Source organism: Bradyrhizobium sp. MI1.3, from assembly GCF_055811695.1.
In genome coordinates this window covers 114,966-129,545 of sequence record NZ_JBVVPQ010000009.1, presented here as the reverse complement: position 1 = coordinate 129,545, position 14,580 = coordinate 114,966, and the positions used below count along the sequence as shown (strand labels likewise).

Below are 14,580 nucleotides of genomic sequence, written 5' to 3'. Positions count from 1 at the left end.
CGCGCTCACTCCGCCGGTTGAGGTGCGGTAACGCCTGCAAGCGCGGGGACGGGACGATCGGCAAGACGTTGGTCGGCCGGCTGATCGGCCGTTCGTATCGTCATCCAGATATTGTAGCAGGCGACCAGTGCGCCGATCAGGAACAACAGGCCGCCGACAGCGCGCGCAATATAATAGGGATGCATCGCAACTACAGTTTCGACGAAGGAGTAGGCGAGCGTTCCGCTTTCATTGTATGTCCGCCACATCAGCCCCTGGATAATGCCGGAATTCCACATCGCAAAAACGTAGATGACTGTTCCGGCAAGTGCGAGCCAGAAGTGCACTTCCACCAGCCTGCCGGAATACATCCGCTCGCGTTTCCAGAGCCACGGCACGGATGCATAGATTGCGCCGAACGTGATCATTGCAACCCACCCGAGCGCGCCGACATGCACGTGACCCACTGTCCAGTCGGTATAATGCGACAGGGAATTCACGGAGCGTATCGCCATGAATGAACCCTCAAACGTCACGATGCCGTAAAATACCGCCGCGACCATCATGAAGCGCAGGGTCGCGTCGTCGCGAACCTTGTGCCAGGCGCCGTTCAATGTGAGCAGGGCGTTGCCAGCGGACGCCCACGACGGCACCAGCAACATCACCGAGAAAGTCATGCCGAGCGTCTGCACCCATTGCGGCAACGCCGTGTAGTGCAGGTGGTGCGAGCCTGCCCACATGTACATGAAGGTGATGCCCCAGAAGCTGATGATCGATAGCCGATAGGAAAAGATCGGGCGGCCGGCGCGAACGGGTAAGTAGTAATACATCATGCCGAGGAAGCCGGCGGTCAGGAAGAACGCGACGGCGTTGTGCCCGTACCACCACTGCGTCATCGCATCCTGCACGCCGGAGAAAGCCGAGTAGCTCTTGGCCTGGCCGAGCGACACCGGAATCGCCAGATTGTTTACGATGTGGAGGATCGCCACGACCAGGATGAAGGCCATGTAGTACCAGTTCGACACATAGATATGCGGCTCCTTGCGACGAACCAGCGTGCGAAGGTAAATGATGAAATAGGTGACCCACACGATCACCAGCCAGATATCCGCGTACCATTCCGGCTCGGCATATTCCTTCGACTGCGTGACGCCCATCAGATAGCCGGTCGCGGCAATGACGCAGAACAGATTGTAACCCAGCAGCACGAACCACGGACTCAATTGGTCGGGCAGCCGCGCGCGCGAGGTTCGCTGCAGGACATAAAACGACGTTGCGATAAGCGCGTTGCCGCCGAAGCCGAAGATCACGCCGGAGGTGTGCACCGGACGGAGGCGCCCGAAGCTCGACCATGCGGCGTCAAAGGTCAGGTCCGGATAGGCGAGCTGCCAGGCGATCCAGTCCCCGACGAAAAGGGCGGGCACGAGCCAGGCCATCGCAAGGATAATGCCCATCCGGCTGGGATCGTCGAAGTAACGGTCAAGACGATCGTCCCCGGGCTCAGGCTCGTAGTAGCCGGAAATGACGCCGAACGCTCCGCCAATGCCGGCAAGCATCACGATGGCGCCATGAATGCCTAGCGGATCGCCATTCCCAGCGACCCCCATCGCCAATCCGCCCACCGACAACACAAGCAGGATAATGAGGGCCGACTGCCGTTCGCTTCTCGTCAATTGGGCGATCATTAGATTCTCCCAAGCGAGTCGATGCCGAAGTATAGCCAATTATGACGCTCGAACACCATCTGGTACAATGGCAAGTGGATGTCTGAAATACCGGGATGAGGTAACATGCTCTCCCCAGTCTCCATCGCCAGTTTGTGCCAATTCCGAAGTGATCGAACTCTTTCGACCTCTTTGTTCCGGATAATGCGTGCTGCCTTGATCCACATCAACATTCCGGCCCTCCTCCGCACTATTGCCACTCGTGATAGTGTCCCCAAGCACATGCCCGGAAGCCGACATTCGGCGTACCTACGCGTGCAACGGCATCTGCGATTTTGCGGCCACGCTCGACTCGCCCAATGTTTAGGATGACCGCCTAGCAGCGCGCTCTCGTTCAACGCGCTCGGTTACGTCGCGCGCCATCGCGACCGAGCCAAATACCTCGCGTCCTGCGTCGCCTTTGACAATCGCAAATGTCATCTCGACATACAGCCTGCGTCCGCTTTTGTGTAAGGCACGGGTGAGGGTCGGGCGGCCGTGAAGCTTCGTAACGCCTTTTGCCATCGCAGCGTCGAAGCCGCTCCAATGTGCAGCTCGAAGATGCTCAGGTATGATCAGATCGACACTTTGGCCGAGCGCCTCCTCGGCAGAAAAGCCAAACAACACCGTGCAGGCGGGGTTCCAGCGAGTGATCGCCCCAGAGTGGTTGATACAGATGACAGCGTCAGCAACCTGATCGAGAATCAGCTCGGCCAATTTGGACTGCTCTTCCATGGATACCGCTCCCCCTGGATTGGAACCGCGCTGTCACAAGCCCAATGGGTGCTGCCAGGTTCTATTTTGCCATCGAAGATTTCCGGATTGGCCCTTCGACGTGCAACATGCCAACCGACGCCGCTCCGCTCGGGAAAGCGCGTGGTAGCCAGCCTGTAATTGCCGGGCACTTCGACCACAGCCGCAAGCTACGACCCCCAGCTTCTACGGTGGACTGCACAGCTCTCTTTGACTTAGATCAATGGATGTCCTTCCGGGTCATTCGCGACCGGTTCGGAGCGAATAGTAATACCGGCCATTTCCGCTATGCTTCCGAAAGCGGACTCTGTCGGAGGCAATGATGGCGCTGCAGCTGCCACGAGGCGCAGAGCGTGAATACATCGCCACCAGCGGCATCGTCGCGGTCTATGTCGCCGCGCTGGCTGCAGGCCCCGCCTATGTCGGCATCTCGCGCGATCTGCTGCATACCTTGCGCGCATTGCGCCACAGATGGCCCGCATTGCAGATCACCGCAGCTGGCTGGGTGCAGGCTAAATCCGATGCGCGGCTGATCTGCCGCGAGGTCAATGCGCGCCTTGGGCAAGGTCAGCACGGCCTCCTGGTAGCCAATGCGAAGACCACCCAGCGCAAGGTCGAGAACGTCGCCGCGCACATGAGCATCGCCCTGACCGATCATGACACCGTGCTGATGCGCGCCCGATCAGCGGTGGCGTACATCGAGCAGCAGATCGCGCAGGCGCAGGCGACAGGCGAGCTGCACGAGTTCAATCGGGCCTATCGATCGTGGCGGCTGCAGGCCAAGCAATTCGGGCGCTCGATGAGCTATGCCGAGGCCCGCGCCCGGCTGCGGCAAAAATTATTTCGGCAGTTGTTGTCCAACGAAATCCAGAATGACCCAAGTCAGCTATTCCCGCCCTTGCCGGGAATTGATTTTCTGGTTTCGGGATGATCTCTTCACGCGCGCAGGTGCGGCCAGAAGTGTGACCGAGCCCGCGCAACCCCTAAACGCAACGGTTAACCGGCTTCAGTGAACGAGGCCGGTTTTTTTATGGGCGCACGCCATGAGCAACATCCCCGTCTGTATCGATATCTCGCACCATCAGGGCACGCCCGACATGCGCGAAGTCGCGGCCAGCGGCGTGCTCGGGCTGATCCACAAGGCAACCGAGGGCACCAGCTTCATCGACAATGCCCGCGCCAAGAACTGCAGCAACGCCATCGCCGCAGGGATCGCGGTCTCGACCTACTTCTGGCTCAAGCCAGGCGACGGCGCAGCGCAGGCCGAGTTCTATTTGAGCGTGGTCGATCCGGTCGATGGCGAGCGCGTGGTGATCGACTACGAGGAAGACGGCTGCAGCCTGACCACGCTAAAGGATGCGGTGCAGGCGCTGCTCGACTACGGCAAGAACCTGCAGATCACCGTCTATTCGGGTCATCTGCTGAAGGAGCAGCTCGGCGATTCCTGCGATGAATTTCTGCGCGACAACACCGATCTCTGGCTCGCGCAGTACACCAGCGACAAAAGCAGCATCAGCTGGTCCGATGGCACCTATTCGGTCTGGACGCTGTGGCAATACAGCGAGAGCGGCAGAGTGCCCGGCATCGATGACAGCTATGTCGATCTCGATAATTTCAACGGCGACGACGAAAACTTCCTGAAGTGGATCAGGCCTGCGGGCACCGTCCCGCCTGCGCCTGGACCAGAGCCTGAGCCGAGCGCCGTGGTCGATGTTGCGATCACTGCCCCTGAAGGCGTCGAGATCGATGTCTCGGTCAACGGCAGCAAGGTATCGACCAAGCGCAAGGCGCGCATCCTGCAGCATCTGCGCAAGGTCAAGCGCGGCCCCGACATCGAGCGCTGAGATGATCGCGCTGCTGCTGGTCACGCTGCAGCTGGTGATCTTTCACACCGTCGATGGGCACGAGGTCGCGATCAATCCGGCGCACATCACCAACATGATCGCCGCCAAGGATGATCAGGAAAACAAGCTATTCGCCGACAGCGTGCGCTGCGTGATCAACCTGACCGATGGCAAGTTCATCACCGTGGCCGAGAGCTGCGATGTGGTGAGGCGAAGGCTGGAGGAAGCGAAGTAAGGAGGACGCCATGGGCGCAAACATCTGGTTCTGGTTGATCTAGTTCATCACGCTGATCTTCGGCGTCTGGGGCATGAACCCATGGCGGCCCGCCAACCAGCCGTGGGCTTCGGCGGCTGGCTGATCCTGTTCATCCTGATCGGCATCCTCGGGCTGCACGCCTTCGGGAGCCCCATTCGTTGACGCGGGCGCGGGACCGGACGCTCCCGCGCGATCCCTAGTCGATCCGCTGCCGCCTTTCCCGCCGCCGCCGCCCTCGATCTGCAAAGGGTACTAGGCCGCAACCCGTTGATAATGCGACACTATCTGCGTGCAGAACCATGGTCCTCACGGCCTGAACAGGGCTGGAAACGGGGCCGATCTGGTACGGATGAGGAACGGAACCGGCTTCGGATAATCCGAAATTGACCAAGCAGACGCATGGTTCGCGCCTCGAATGGCCACTAACTCATTGATCTCATGGGGGAATAAACTTCTAAGGGGCTGGGGGGCTACTTGCGAACGTCTCGCGGACCATCTCGCAGCGCTGGCGGCGCTTCAATTTTAGCGGCTGCGTTTCCAGAAAATGCTCAAAGAGAAAAGTTCTAAACGGCTGAAAAACCAGCAATTACAATAAGTTGTGCTCGACAAGCCCGTTCCGGCCCAAACAGTTAGCGGAGGGGTATCCCGGCTAACTATCCGGCCGAAACGGCCTTTTCCGATGGTAACTGGATGGGGCATGGAAGATCCTTCCAAACGCCAAAAGAGCAGCAAATTCATGGACTTAACCGGAGCAGCCGGAATGCAGCAGGCGACCGAAAAGGCTGTTCCCGGCAAAAACGGGCAATTCGGACTATCCGAAACGCCCAGGAACTGGCCTGCGGATCGCGTCGAGCGCCGCCCGATCGCCGAGCTGATCCCCAGCGCCCGCAACGCCCGCCTGCATTCCGACGATCAGGTCGAGCAGATCGCGGCCTCGATCACCGAGTTCGGATGGACCGCGCCCGTGCTGATCGATGAAGCCGGGGAGATCATCGCTGGCCACGGGAGAGTGCTGGCTGCCGAGCTGTTGGGCATCGGAGATTTGCCGACGATGGAGGCTCGCGGCTGGACAGACGCGATGAAGCGCGCCTACCGGATCGCCGACAACAAGCTGACCTTGAACGGCACATGGGATGATGCGCTGCTGCGGATCGAATTAAACGACCTTGCGGCGCTGGGGATCGAAGGCCTGACCGGCTTTTCCGAGGACGAGCTGCGCGACATGGGCGTCGGCGTACAGGGCCTCGGCGGCATGCCCGTGCTTTCCGATGGCGATCATTCGCCCTTTCAGCAGATGACCTTCATCCTGCTGGAATCGCAGGGCGCGACCGTAACCGCTGCGCTCGAGGCCGCCGCGCGGCCCGCGACAGAAGCGGACGAAAACAAAAACCAGAACGGCAACGCGCTGGCGGAAATCTGCCGCGCCTACCTGGACACGCGATGACCGACAGCACCCGATTTGAGATCGCGAAGCTGGAGCTGCGCGAAGGCGACAGGCTGGTCGTCAAATGCGATCAGGTACTCAGCAGCGAGCAGACGCAATGGATCGAGGATCGCTCCCGAAAGCTGATCCCCGCAGGCGTCGGGATCATCGTGCTCGGCGCTGGCATGTCGCTTGCCGTGCTGTAGGCCCGATGACCAGCGCCAAAGAGATCGAGGTGCGGCCCGTAGCGAAGCGCGATGCCGATGCGCTGATCAGGGCCGTGCATTACAGCGGCAAGGTGGTGCGCAATTCGCAGCTTTCGCTCGGCGTCTTCCTGCACGGCAGGATCGAGGGCGCGATGCAATTCGGACCGTCGCTGGACAAATCGCACATGCTGAACCTCGTCCGCGACACCAAATGGAACGGCTTTCTGGAATTGAACCGGATGGCCTTCACGGATGTGCTGCCGCGCAATTCGGAAAGCCGCGCATTGGCCATCGCGATGCGGATGATCAGGAAGAACTACCCGCATATCGAATGGATCGTCAGCTTCGCCGATGCCTGCCAATGCGGCGACGGCACGATCTATCGCGCGGCGGGCTTCATTCTGACGCTGATCAAGACCAACAAGGACGTGATGCGCTTCGCCGATGGCAGCGTCGGCCACAAGATGTCGCAAGTAACAGGCGGCAATCGGCTGCAGCATTTCGCGGCGACCGGCGGCAAATGGAGCGGCATCGGCACGCCGCTTGAAGGCCACACGCTGCGCTACGTCTATTTTCTGAACCCGGCAGCGCGCGGCCGGCTGAATGCCGAGGAGCTGCCCTACAGCGCGATCGAGGCGCGCGGCGCAAGCATGTATCGCGGCGTGCGTGGGAAGCAGGCGATGGCTGGCACCAACCAGCACAGCGACGGAGCAGCACCGATCCCCACGCTCCAGCGATTGGAAAAGAGGACAGCATGACCAGCGGAAGGAAGCCTGTGCCGACGCACTTGAAACTTTTGAGAGGCAATCCAGGTCAGCGCAGGATCAACGACGAGCCGCAGCCACAGCAGCATGATGACGTGCCCGAGCCGCCCAGCTTCATCACCGGCTATGCCGCCGATGAATGGTGGATCACCGCGACCGAGCTGCATCGGCTGGGTCTGCTGACCAAGGTAGATGTGCCCGCGTTGGCGGCCTATTGCCATGCCTTCGGCCAATGGCGGATGGCGGCGGAATCGCTGGCGAAGATGGCGGCGAACGATCCGATCATGCACGGCCAGATCATCAAGACCAAATACGGGGACGCTGCTGCCAACCCGCTGGTCTCGATTGTGCGGAAGCATGCAGGCGATGTGGTGCGCTACGCCGCCGAGTTCGGCCTGACCCCTGCCGCGCGCAGCCGGATCACTTCCGGCATCCACGGCGACGATTCGCAGAGCAAGTTTGCCGGACTCATCGCAGGTTAAGCGGACGCCTGACGGCAAGCGCCGCGCCGCAGCGGTTATAAAATTCATCGAGAAACTTACCGTGCCCAGCGGCCATGGCATGGGCCAGCCGTTCAAGCTGGAGCCGTTTCAGAAGCTGTTCATCCGCGCGATCTATGAGCCGCATCTGGGGCTGCGGCGGGCGGTGCGCCGCGCGATCCTTTCGATGGCGCGCAAAAACGGCAAGACCGCGCTGATCGCCGCCATCGTGCTGGCGCATCTGGTCGGCCCCGAGGCGATCGTCCACGGCGAGATTTATTCGGCGGCCAATGATCGCGACCAGGCGGCGATTGTCTACAAATTCGCGCGCCAGATGGTCGAGCTGGATCATGAGCTGATGCAGATGATCGAGCTGGTGCCATCGACCAAGACGATGGTGGCGCGGCGCACCGGCTCGGTCTACCGCGCGGTCAGCGCCGAGGCTGGCACCAAGCACGGCTACCTGCCCAGCGTGGTGATCTATGACGAGCTGGCGCAGGCGAAGAACCGCGATCTGTACGATGTGCTCGATACCTCGTTCGGGGCACGCGATGAGCCGCTATTCATCGTGATTTCGACGCAGAGCAATGATCCCGAGCACATCATGTCGAAGCTGATCGACGATGGCTTGAGCGAGATCGATCCCGCGATTGTCTGCCATCTCTACGCCGCCAAGGAGGATTGCGAGCTGGCCGACGAGAGCGAATGGCACAAGGCCAATCCGGCGCTCGGCAAGTTCCGCGACTATGAGGACCTCGCGACTGCGATCCGCAAGGCGATCAGGATGCCAGCCGAGGAGCCGAAGGTCCGCAATCTGTTCCTGAATCAGCGCATCTCGCCGATCGCTTCGCTGATCAGCCGCGCCGAATGGATGGCCAGCGCAGGCGAAGTGCGGCTGGAGCCGGGCGAAGAAGTCTATCTGGCGCTCGATCTTTCATCGACCGTCGATCTGACCGCGCTGATCATCGGCTCCGTCAGCGATCCCTGCCGCATCGAGCCACATTTCTGGAAGCCGCGCGATACGCTGACCGAGCATTCCAGCCGCGACTTCGGGTCAGGGTCACATCGCTACCGCGAGTGGGCCGAGGCCGGCTTCCTGAAGCTGAGCCCCGGCAAGACCATCAACCCCGAGACCATCGCGCTCTTCATCGCCGAGATGACGCAGCGCTACAAAATCAAGGGGCTGGCCTATGACCGCTGGCGCATCAACGATCTGCTGCGCGAGTTCGATCGCGTCGGCCTGCAGGCGCATGAGGACAGCGAGAAAGGCGGCGATGGCCTTCGGCTGGTGCCATGGGGCCAAGGCTTCAAGGATATGGGGCCTGCGATCGACGCGCTGGAGCTGGCGGTGATTGATCGCAAGCTGATCCATCCCGGCAATCCTTGCATGAACTGGAACATGGCGAACGCCATCGCGACGATGGACCCGGCAGGCAATCGCAAGCTGGACAAGGACAAGGCGCGCTTTCGCATCGACGGCGCGCAGGCGCTGACCATGCTGCTCGGCTTGCGGGCGCGGGATCGCAAGGTGAAGGCGATCGATATCGAGGCGCTGATCGGATGAGCCTGTTCAACGGCGGCAAGGATTGGCCGTGGGTGATCGGGCTGCTGCTGGCGTCGCTGCTGCTGGCGATCATGATCATCGTGCTGATCCGATGACGCCGCGCGAGCGCCGCGACATCCCGTGGCTGGTGGCAATCGGAGTGGCGGTGATGCTGATCATCCTCATTGTGGTCGCCTACCATGCGTGAGGTATGGGCGCATTTCTACGGTACGGCCTTCTGGCAGCGGCGCAGGAAGCAGCAGCTGCTGGCGCATCCGCTCTGCAAATTCTGCGCGAGCGACGGCGCGGTGACGCGCGCTACGCACGTCGATCATATCGAGCCGCATTGCGGCGACTGGAATTTGTTCTGCCTCGGCCCGCTGCAGAGCCTTTGCGCAAGCTGCCATAACTCGAAAAAGCAGAGCGACGAAGCACGCGGCTATACCACGCTGGTCGATGATGAGGGCTGGCCGACCGATCCGAACCATCCAGCAAACCGGCACAGGAGACCATCATGCCGCTGAACATCGTGGACGGACCTACCATTGCCGCAGGCGAATCGCTTTCCGATGGCGCTGATTGCTCGGCGGGCGAGATCATGCGCATCACCGTCCCGCAGGAGTTCACGCCTGCAAATCTGACCTTTCAGGTCTCCAGCGACGGCAATTTTTACAACGATCTGTTTTCGTCCAACGGCGAAGAGATCACCGTAGTCGCGAAGCCGAGCACCGGCATCGTGGTCCCCGAGGCCTGGACCAAATCGATCAACTTCATCAAATTCAGATCAGGCACGCGCGGCTATCCGGTCGCGCAGAAGGTCGAATGCAAATTTGCAATTGCCGTCGAAGTGCCCGATGGCGGCGGCGTGGCAGCATCCGCATCGAGGCAGCGCGAGAAGTGAGTTGCCGATTCTGCAATGGCGTTGCGCGCATGGTGAAGCACCAGCTGTCAAGCTGGCGTGCGCGCCGACCGTCGAGCTTGCGCCCATCGATGAAAGCGTGGACTCGAACCTCGTCCATATCAGCGGCACGGGCAGCATCCGCTCTTTCGGTGAAGGCCCGCCAGTCATCAAGCGCGTCCTCTTCGAGCCGGGAATAACGCTGGAGCATTCGCCCGAGCTGCAGCTGCTCTGCTGCAGGGACCGCAACATCCGCACGCCTGCCATCGGCCTCTATGCCTGCGACGGCTTCGGCCACTGGAACGAAGTGCATTTCACCGAGACCGGCGTGCGCGAGCTGTCGCGCCGCATCGACATGATTCTGGAGCGGCTCGAAGAGATCGAGCGCCGCCTGGAGCCCTGAAGTCCCAACCGATCAACGCCCGATCAACCTGCAGCTTGCGGGAGGAATCGCCATGCGCACCAGACAGTCCGTGCAGCAGAAGATCGAGCCCGATGATGGCGAGTCGCATTCGGATTTCATGGATCGCTGTCAGGACGAAGGCTATGACGCCGAGGAGTGCCAGATCGCGTGGGAGGATCGCAGCGCGAAAGGCCTTCGCTTCAAGACCCATGCCGAGAAGAGCGGTCAGGAGTTCGTGCTTTCCGATGAGACGCCGGATCGCATGGACGACATCATCATCGCTGAAGGCTGGGACCTCGCCAACTTCAAGAAAAATCCGATCGCGCTGTTCGGGCATCAGTCGAGCTTTCCGGTCGGCACATGGAAAAATATCCGCGTCGAGGACACGCGCCTGCTCGGCAAGCTGGAGCTGGCCCCGGAAGGCACATCGGATCGCATCGATGAGATCAGGCGGCTGGTCGATGCCGGGATTCTGCGCGCGGTCAGCGTCGGCTTCAGGCCGAAGGAATCGAAGCCGCGACCGGAAACCGACTACGGACTTTTCTACACCAAGGCCGAGCTGTTCGAGGTCAGCCTGGTATCGGTGCCCGCGAATCCAAATGCGCTCGCGGTCGCCAAGTCTCTGAATATTTCGCGCGACACAATCGATCTCGTCTTTGCCGGGAAAGGCACTCGCGACGGGATCGAGCGGCGCGGGATCGCTGGCGGGCAAGCCAACAAATCATCGCTTATCAGGAAGGGCACGACTATGTCGTTCGCTCAGAGGATCACCGCTGCCGAGCAGCGGCTCGTCGCATTCCGCGACCAGCTGTCCGCTCATTGGGAAAAGACAGACGAAAGCAATGTCAGCGACGAAGCGCTCGAGGTCGCCGCTGGCCTGAACGACAACATCGCGCGGGAGGAGCGCACGCTCGCGGCGCTGCGCGACACCGAGAAAAATCTCGGCGCGACCTCTGACGATAGCGGCTCGCGCGCCGTCATCGTGCAGCGCACCAGCGCCCAAGTGCTGCGGCCCGAGCCGGTTCGCCCGTTCATCGTGCCGAAGAAGAAGATCGAGCCGCAGGAGCTGCTGGTCCGCCTCGGCGTCGTCCAGCTGCTCGCGCATCAGCAGCGCAAGCCCGTCGATATCGTCATGCGCGAAGTCTACGGCGACGACGAAGCGCTCAAGGCGGTGTTCGAATGGGCCCAGAAGGCTGCGACCACACCGGCAACCACCACACTGGTGGGCTGGGCCGCCGAACTGGTGCAGCAGATGAACGTCGGCTTCATGGAAACCCTGATGCCGAAGTCGGTCTATCCGCGCTTGGCGGCGGCAGGCCTCGGCCTGTCGTTCGGCGTGAACGGCAAGATCGTTATCCCGACCCGCGCGCTGACGCCGACCATCGCGGGCTCGTTCGTCGGTGAAGGCATGCCGATCCCGGTTCGGCAGGGTGCGTTCACCTCGCAGGCGCTCACTCCGAAGAAGATGGCGGTGATCACCACTTGGACCCGCGAGATCAGCGAGCATTCGGTGCCTGCCATCGAGGGCCTGCTGCGCAACGCGATCCAGGAGGACACCGCGATTTCGCTCGATACCGTGCTGCTCGATAGCGGCGCGGCCACGTTGGTTCGTCCGGCTGGCATCCTCAACGGGGTCACCCCGCTGACGCCTACCGCTGGCGGCGGCTTCAACGCCCTCGTCGGCGACATCAAGCAGATCAGCGGCGCGCTGCTCACCTCGACCAAGGGCAACGTCCGCACGCCGGTCTACCTGATGAACCCGCAGCAGATGAACAGCATCGGGCTGGTCGCAGCTCCCGGTGCTGGCACCTTCCCGTTCCGCGATGAAGTCTCTCGCGGCAATCTCGGCGGTTGGCAGATCATCGACTCGGGCACCGTCCCGCTCGGCACCGTAATCGCGCTCGATGCAGCCGACTTCGTTTCGGTCGGAGGCGACGCGCCGCGCTTCGAGCTGAGCGATCAAGCCACGCTGCACATGGAAGACACTGCGCCCGCTGACATCGGCTCAGCGGGTACGCCTCCCGTGGTCGCGGCTCCGGTGAAGAGCATGTGGCAGACCGACAGCATCGCGCTGCGGCTGATCCTCCCGATCAACTGGACCATCCGCCGCCTCGGCATGGTGCAGGTCATCAACGGCGTCACTTGGTAGTCGGGCGGGCAAACCCCAGAGGAGAAAAGCAAATGGCAGAACAGAACGAAGCCGACCGCCGCGCCGCTGAGCAAACATCGCGACGGGACGATGACGCGCGCAAGCGGCTTGCCGATGACAAGGCCCGCGAGAAGCTGCAGGCCTCGCAGCTGCAGGCGATGGAAGGTGTCAAGCCGACGCCGACGCAGGAGGAAAATGATCTCGCCGCCACTGGCGCGCAGATCACGCTGGAGCCGGATGGATCACCGGAGCAGCCGCCCGCACCGCCGCCGCCCGAGCCGCCGCCAGAGGGCGGTGCGCGCAAAGCGACCGATGCCGACAAGACCAAACAGGCCGAGGCGGATCGGAATCGCGCGGGCTATTCGACGCGATCAGCTGACGCCAAGACCTGAAGCATGGCCGAGGCTGGGCCCAAGCCGCGCTATCGGATCAAGGCTGGCCGCAGTTTTCCGCTTGTCGCGAAAGCTGAAGGCGAGCCGCATCCGGGGCCGTGGCTGCTGCCGATCAGCGGCGGCTATTTGCCTGCCGATGTCGGCGACAGCATCAACTGGTGGCAGAACGGCTATAGCGTCTTCGGAGCAGGATCGCAGTCGGCGATGGTCGAGGCTTGCGTCTCGGCCTATTCGCAGACGGTCGCGATGTGCCCCGGCGACCACTGGCGGCTGAACCAAAAAGGCGGGAGAGATCGGGTCACCAACTCCGCGCTCTCCCGCATCCTGCGCCATCCCAACGACTACCAGTCGATCAGCGACTTTCTGCTGAACGGCACGCGCTCGCTGTACATGGACGGCAATTGCTATGCGCTGGCGCTGCGCAATGATCGCTATGAGATCGATGAGCTGCATCTCATGGACCCGAGGCTGAGCTATCCGAGGCTCGCGGTCACTGGAGACATCTTCTATCAACTCGGCGGCAATGACGTGATGGAGAAGCGGCTCGGCGGCGAGCAGCTGATCGTGCCGCAGCGCGATGTGCTGCATATCCGGCTGCACTCGGTGCGGCATCGCTTCCCCGTTCCGCTGGTCGGCGAATCGCCCATTGCCTCGGTCTATGGCGATATCGGCGTCACCAGCGCCATCCGCACGCAGCAGCTGAAATTTTATCTCAATGAGGCGCGGCCCTCGGCAGTGCTCTCGACCGATCTGCAGCTCGACAAGGATCAGGTCCAGGCGCTGCGGGATCGCTGGAACGAACAGGCCAAGGGCCTGCACCAGGGCGGCACGCCGATTCTCACCGCAGGCCTGAAGGTGCAGCCATGGTCGGTCGGCGGCAAGGATGCAGCGACCGCCGAGATACTGAAGCTCTCGAATGAGCATATCGCGCTGGCCTTTCGCATCCCGCTGCAGGTCCTCGGTCTCGGCGGCAACAATCTCTCCTCGACCGAGCTTCTGATGTCGAGCTGGTATTCGACCGGCCTCGGCTTCGCGCTGAATCATATCGAGGAAGCCATCGGCCTGCTGTTCGGCCTGAAGGGGCAGCCTGACGAATATGTCGAGTTCGATACCGAGGCGCTGCTGCGCTCGGCTCTGAAGGATCGCATCGAAGCGCTGGCGCGCGGCGTTCAGGGCGGCATCTTCGCGCCCAACGAAGCCCGCCGCCGCGAAGGCCTCGATAGCGTCAAGTTCGGCGATGAGCCGCGCGTCCAGCAGCAGGTGGTGCCTTTGAGCGCCGCCGAAGGAATCCCGTCAGCGCCAGCAGCGCCCGCCGCGCCGCCAGCTGCAGGCCCTGCCGATGAAGCAGCCGACGACGAGAAGCCACCGCCACCGCAAAAGGGCGACCGCGATGCAATCAAACGCGAAGTCCGAAACCTCATTGCCAGCGCCGACCGGATCGGTCGCCGAAGAATTACTGCTTGACGCCTGGCGTGAGGCGCTCGCCGAGACGCTCGCGACCGAGCGCAAGCAATGGCAGCGGCAGCGCGAGCTGATCGAGGCGCAGGCGCAGACTGCGATCCTCAAGCTGCAGGCCGAAGTGGTCGAGCTGCGGTCAGCGATCCTCACCTTCGCAAGCGATCAATATCAGGCGCTGCAGCGGCAGGTCACCGATCGGCTGGCTGATCTGCGGGATGGCAAGGATGGCGCTGTGGGGCCCGCTGGCGAGCGCGGCGAGCGCGGCGAAACTGGCGGGCGCGGGGATCGTGGCGAGGCTGGCGAGCGCGGTGAGCAAGGCGAGCAAGGCCC

At 62.1% G+C, this 14,580-nt stretch carries 16 protein-coding genes and 1 pseudogene; 15 read left to right on the top strand and 2 right to left on the bottom strand.

Going from position 1 to position 14,580, the window contains the following annotated elements; genetic code table 11:
* Positions 1–5: 5 nt before the first annotated feature.
* On the bottom strand, positions 6–1,664 hold the full coding sequence (gene ccoN, locus AC0L3A_RS09085; protein ID WP_473254174.1) for a cytochrome-c oxidase, cbb3-type subunit I: 1,659 nt from the start codon (positions 1,662–1,664) through the stop codon (positions 6–8).
* 342 nt (positions 1,665–2,006) lie between these two features.
* On the bottom strand, positions 2,007–2,417 hold the full coding sequence (locus AC0L3A_RS09080; protein WP_473254173.1) for a PAS domain-containing protein: 411 nt from the start codon (positions 2,415–2,417) through the stop codon (positions 2,007–2,009).
* Between the two features lie 337 nt (positions 2,418–2,754).
* Here AC0L3A_RS09080 and AC0L3A_RS09075 point away from each other — a divergent pair, with 337 nt between their 5' ends.
* The 15 genes and pseudogenes from AC0L3A_RS09075 to AC0L3A_RS09005 form a co-directional block, all read left to right on the top strand.
* Positions 2,755–3,366, top strand: coding sequence for a hypothetical protein (locus tag AC0L3A_RS09075; RefSeq protein ID WP_473254172.1), 612 nt, complete (start codon positions 2,755–2,757; stop codon positions 3,364–3,366).
* 112 nt (positions 3,367–3,478) lie between these two features.
* Positions 3,479–4,279 carry a glycoside hydrolase family 25 protein gene (locus tag AC0L3A_RS09070; protein ID WP_473254170.1) on the top strand — a complete coding sequence of 267 codons (801 nt, stop codon included), beginning with the start codon at positions 3,479–3,481 and terminating at the stop codon, positions 4,277–4,279.
* Position 4,280: 1 nt separating this feature from the next.
* Positions 4,281–4,514 carry a hypothetical protein gene (locus AC0L3A_RS09065; protein ID WP_473254169.1) on the top strand — a complete coding sequence of 78 codons (234 nt, stop codon included), beginning with the start codon at positions 4,281–4,283 and terminating at the stop codon, positions 4,512–4,514.
* Positions 4,515–5,232: 718 nt separating this feature from the next.
* Entirely contained in the window at positions 5,233–5,979 is a 747-nt protein-coding gene (locus AC0L3A_RS09060) for a ParB/Srx family N-terminal domain-containing protein (protein WP_473254168.1), read from the top strand.
* Positions 5,976–6,164, top strand: a complete 189-nt coding sequence (locus AC0L3A_RS09055; protein ID WP_473254167.1) for a hypothetical protein — start codon at positions 5,976–5,978, stop codon at positions 6,162–6,164. Before AC0L3A_RS09060 ends, AC0L3A_RS09055 begins: the two co-directional genes overlap by 4 nt.
* Positions 6,165–6,169: 5 nt before the next feature.
* Complete coding sequence (locus AC0L3A_RS09050; RefSeq protein WP_473254166.1) at positions 6,170–6,922, top strand: Mom family adenine methylcarbamoylation protein; 753 nt, start codon at positions 6,170–6,172, stop codon at positions 6,920–6,922.
* A 101-nt stretch (positions 6,923–7,023) separates the two neighbouring features.
* Positions 7,024–7,410, top strand: coding sequence for a phage terminase small subunit P27 family (locus AC0L3A_RS09045; RefSeq protein WP_473254165.1), 387 nt, complete (start codon positions 7,024–7,026; stop codon positions 7,408–7,410).
* Between the two features lie 61 nt (positions 7,411–7,471).
* Entirely contained in the window at positions 7,472–8,971 is a 1,500-nt protein-coding gene (locus AC0L3A_RS09040) for a terminase large subunit (RefSeq protein WP_473254164.1), read from the top strand.
* Between the two features lie 179 nt (positions 8,972–9,150).
* The gene (locus AC0L3A_RS09035; RefSeq protein ID WP_473254162.1) at positions 9,151–9,474 is read left to right on the top strand and encodes an HNH endonuclease; all 324 of its coding nucleotides are present in this window, start codon (positions 9,151–9,153) and stop codon (positions 9,472–9,474) included.
* Positions 9,465–9,851: a hypothetical protein gene (locus AC0L3A_RS09030; RefSeq protein WP_473254159.1), complete on the top strand. Its 387-nt coding sequence runs from the start codon at positions 9,465–9,467 to the stop codon at positions 9,849–9,851. The genes AC0L3A_RS09035 and AC0L3A_RS09030 overlap by 10 nt, the downstream gene beginning before the upstream one ends.
* Before the next feature lies 1 nt (position 9,852).
* Complete coding sequence (locus AC0L3A_RS09025) at positions 9,853–10,251, top strand: hypothetical protein (protein ID WP_473254158.1); 399 nt, start codon at positions 9,853–9,855, stop codon at positions 10,249–10,251.
* Between the two features lie 52 nt (positions 10,252–10,303).
* Positions 10,304–12,400 (top strand): phage major capsid protein, encoded by a 2,097-nt coding sequence (locus AC0L3A_RS09020; protein WP_473254157.1) that lies wholly within the window; start codon positions 10,304–10,306, stop codon positions 12,398–12,400.
* 32 nt (positions 12,401–12,432) lie between these two features.
* Complete coding sequence (locus AC0L3A_RS09015; RefSeq protein WP_473254156.1) at positions 12,433–12,792, top strand: hypothetical protein; 360 nt, start codon at positions 12,433–12,435, stop codon at positions 12,790–12,792.
* Positions 12,793–12,795: 3 nt separating this feature from the next.
* The gene (locus AC0L3A_RS09010; RefSeq protein ID WP_473254155.1) at positions 12,796–14,256 is read left to right on the top strand and encodes a phage portal protein; all 1,461 of its coding nucleotides are present in this window, start codon (positions 12,796–12,798) and stop codon (positions 14,254–14,256) included.
* Positions 14,213–14,580, top strand: a pseudogene (locus AC0L3A_RS09005) (hypothetical protein); the annotation flags it as partial. The gene AC0L3A_RS09010 and the pseudogene AC0L3A_RS09005, both read left to right, overlap by 44 nt.

Excerpts from the sequence above, each read along its gene's own strand:
- ccoN (WP_473254174.1), bottom strand. The coding sequence starts at position 1,664 with ATGATCGCCCAATTGACGAGAAGCGAACGGCAGTCGGCCCTCATTATC.
- AC0L3A_RS09080 (WP_473254173.1), bottom strand. The coding sequence starts at position 2,417 with ATGGAAGAGCAGTCCAAATTGGCCGAGCTGATTCTCGATCAGGTTGCT.
- AC0L3A_RS09075 (WP_473254172.1), top strand. The coding sequence starts at position 2,755 with ATGATGGCGCTGCAGCTGCCACGAGGCGCAGAGCGTGAATACATCGCC.
- AC0L3A_RS09070 (WP_473254170.1), top strand. The coding sequence starts at position 3,479 with ATGAGCAACATCCCCGTCTGTATCGATATCTCGCACCATCAGGGCACG.
- AC0L3A_RS09065 (WP_473254169.1), top strand. The coding sequence starts at position 4,281 with ATGATCGCGCTGCTGCTGGTCACGCTGCAGCTGGTGATCTTTCACACC.
- AC0L3A_RS09060 (WP_473254168.1), top strand. The coding sequence starts at position 5,233 with ATGGAAGATCCTTCCAAACGCCAAAAGAGCAGCAAATTCATGGACTTA.
- AC0L3A_RS09055 (WP_473254167.1), top strand. The coding sequence starts at position 5,976 with ATGACCGACAGCACCCGATTTGAGATCGCGAAGCTGGAGCTGCGCGAA.
- AC0L3A_RS09050 (WP_473254166.1), top strand. The coding sequence starts at position 6,170 with ATGACCAGCGCCAAAGAGATCGAGGTGCGGCCCGTAGCGAAGCGCGAT.
- AC0L3A_RS09035 (WP_473254162.1), top strand. The coding sequence starts at position 9,151 with ATGCGTGAGGTATGGGCGCATTTCTACGGTACGGCCTTCTGGCAGCGG.
- AC0L3A_RS09030 (WP_473254159.1), top strand. The coding sequence starts at position 9,465 with ATGCCGCTGAACATCGTGGACGGACCTACCATTGCCGCAGGCGAATCG.
- AC0L3A_RS09020 (WP_473254157.1), top strand. The coding sequence starts at position 10,304 with ATGCGCACCAGACAGTCCGTGCAGCAGAAGATCGAGCCCGATGATGGC.
- AC0L3A_RS09015 (WP_473254156.1), top strand. The coding sequence starts at position 12,433 with ATGGCAGAACAGAACGAAGCCGACCGCCGCGCCGCTGAGCAAACATCG.
- AC0L3A_RS09010 (WP_473254155.1), top strand. The coding sequence starts at position 12,796 with ATGGCCGAGGCTGGGCCCAAGCCGCGCTATCGGATCAAGGCTGGCCGC.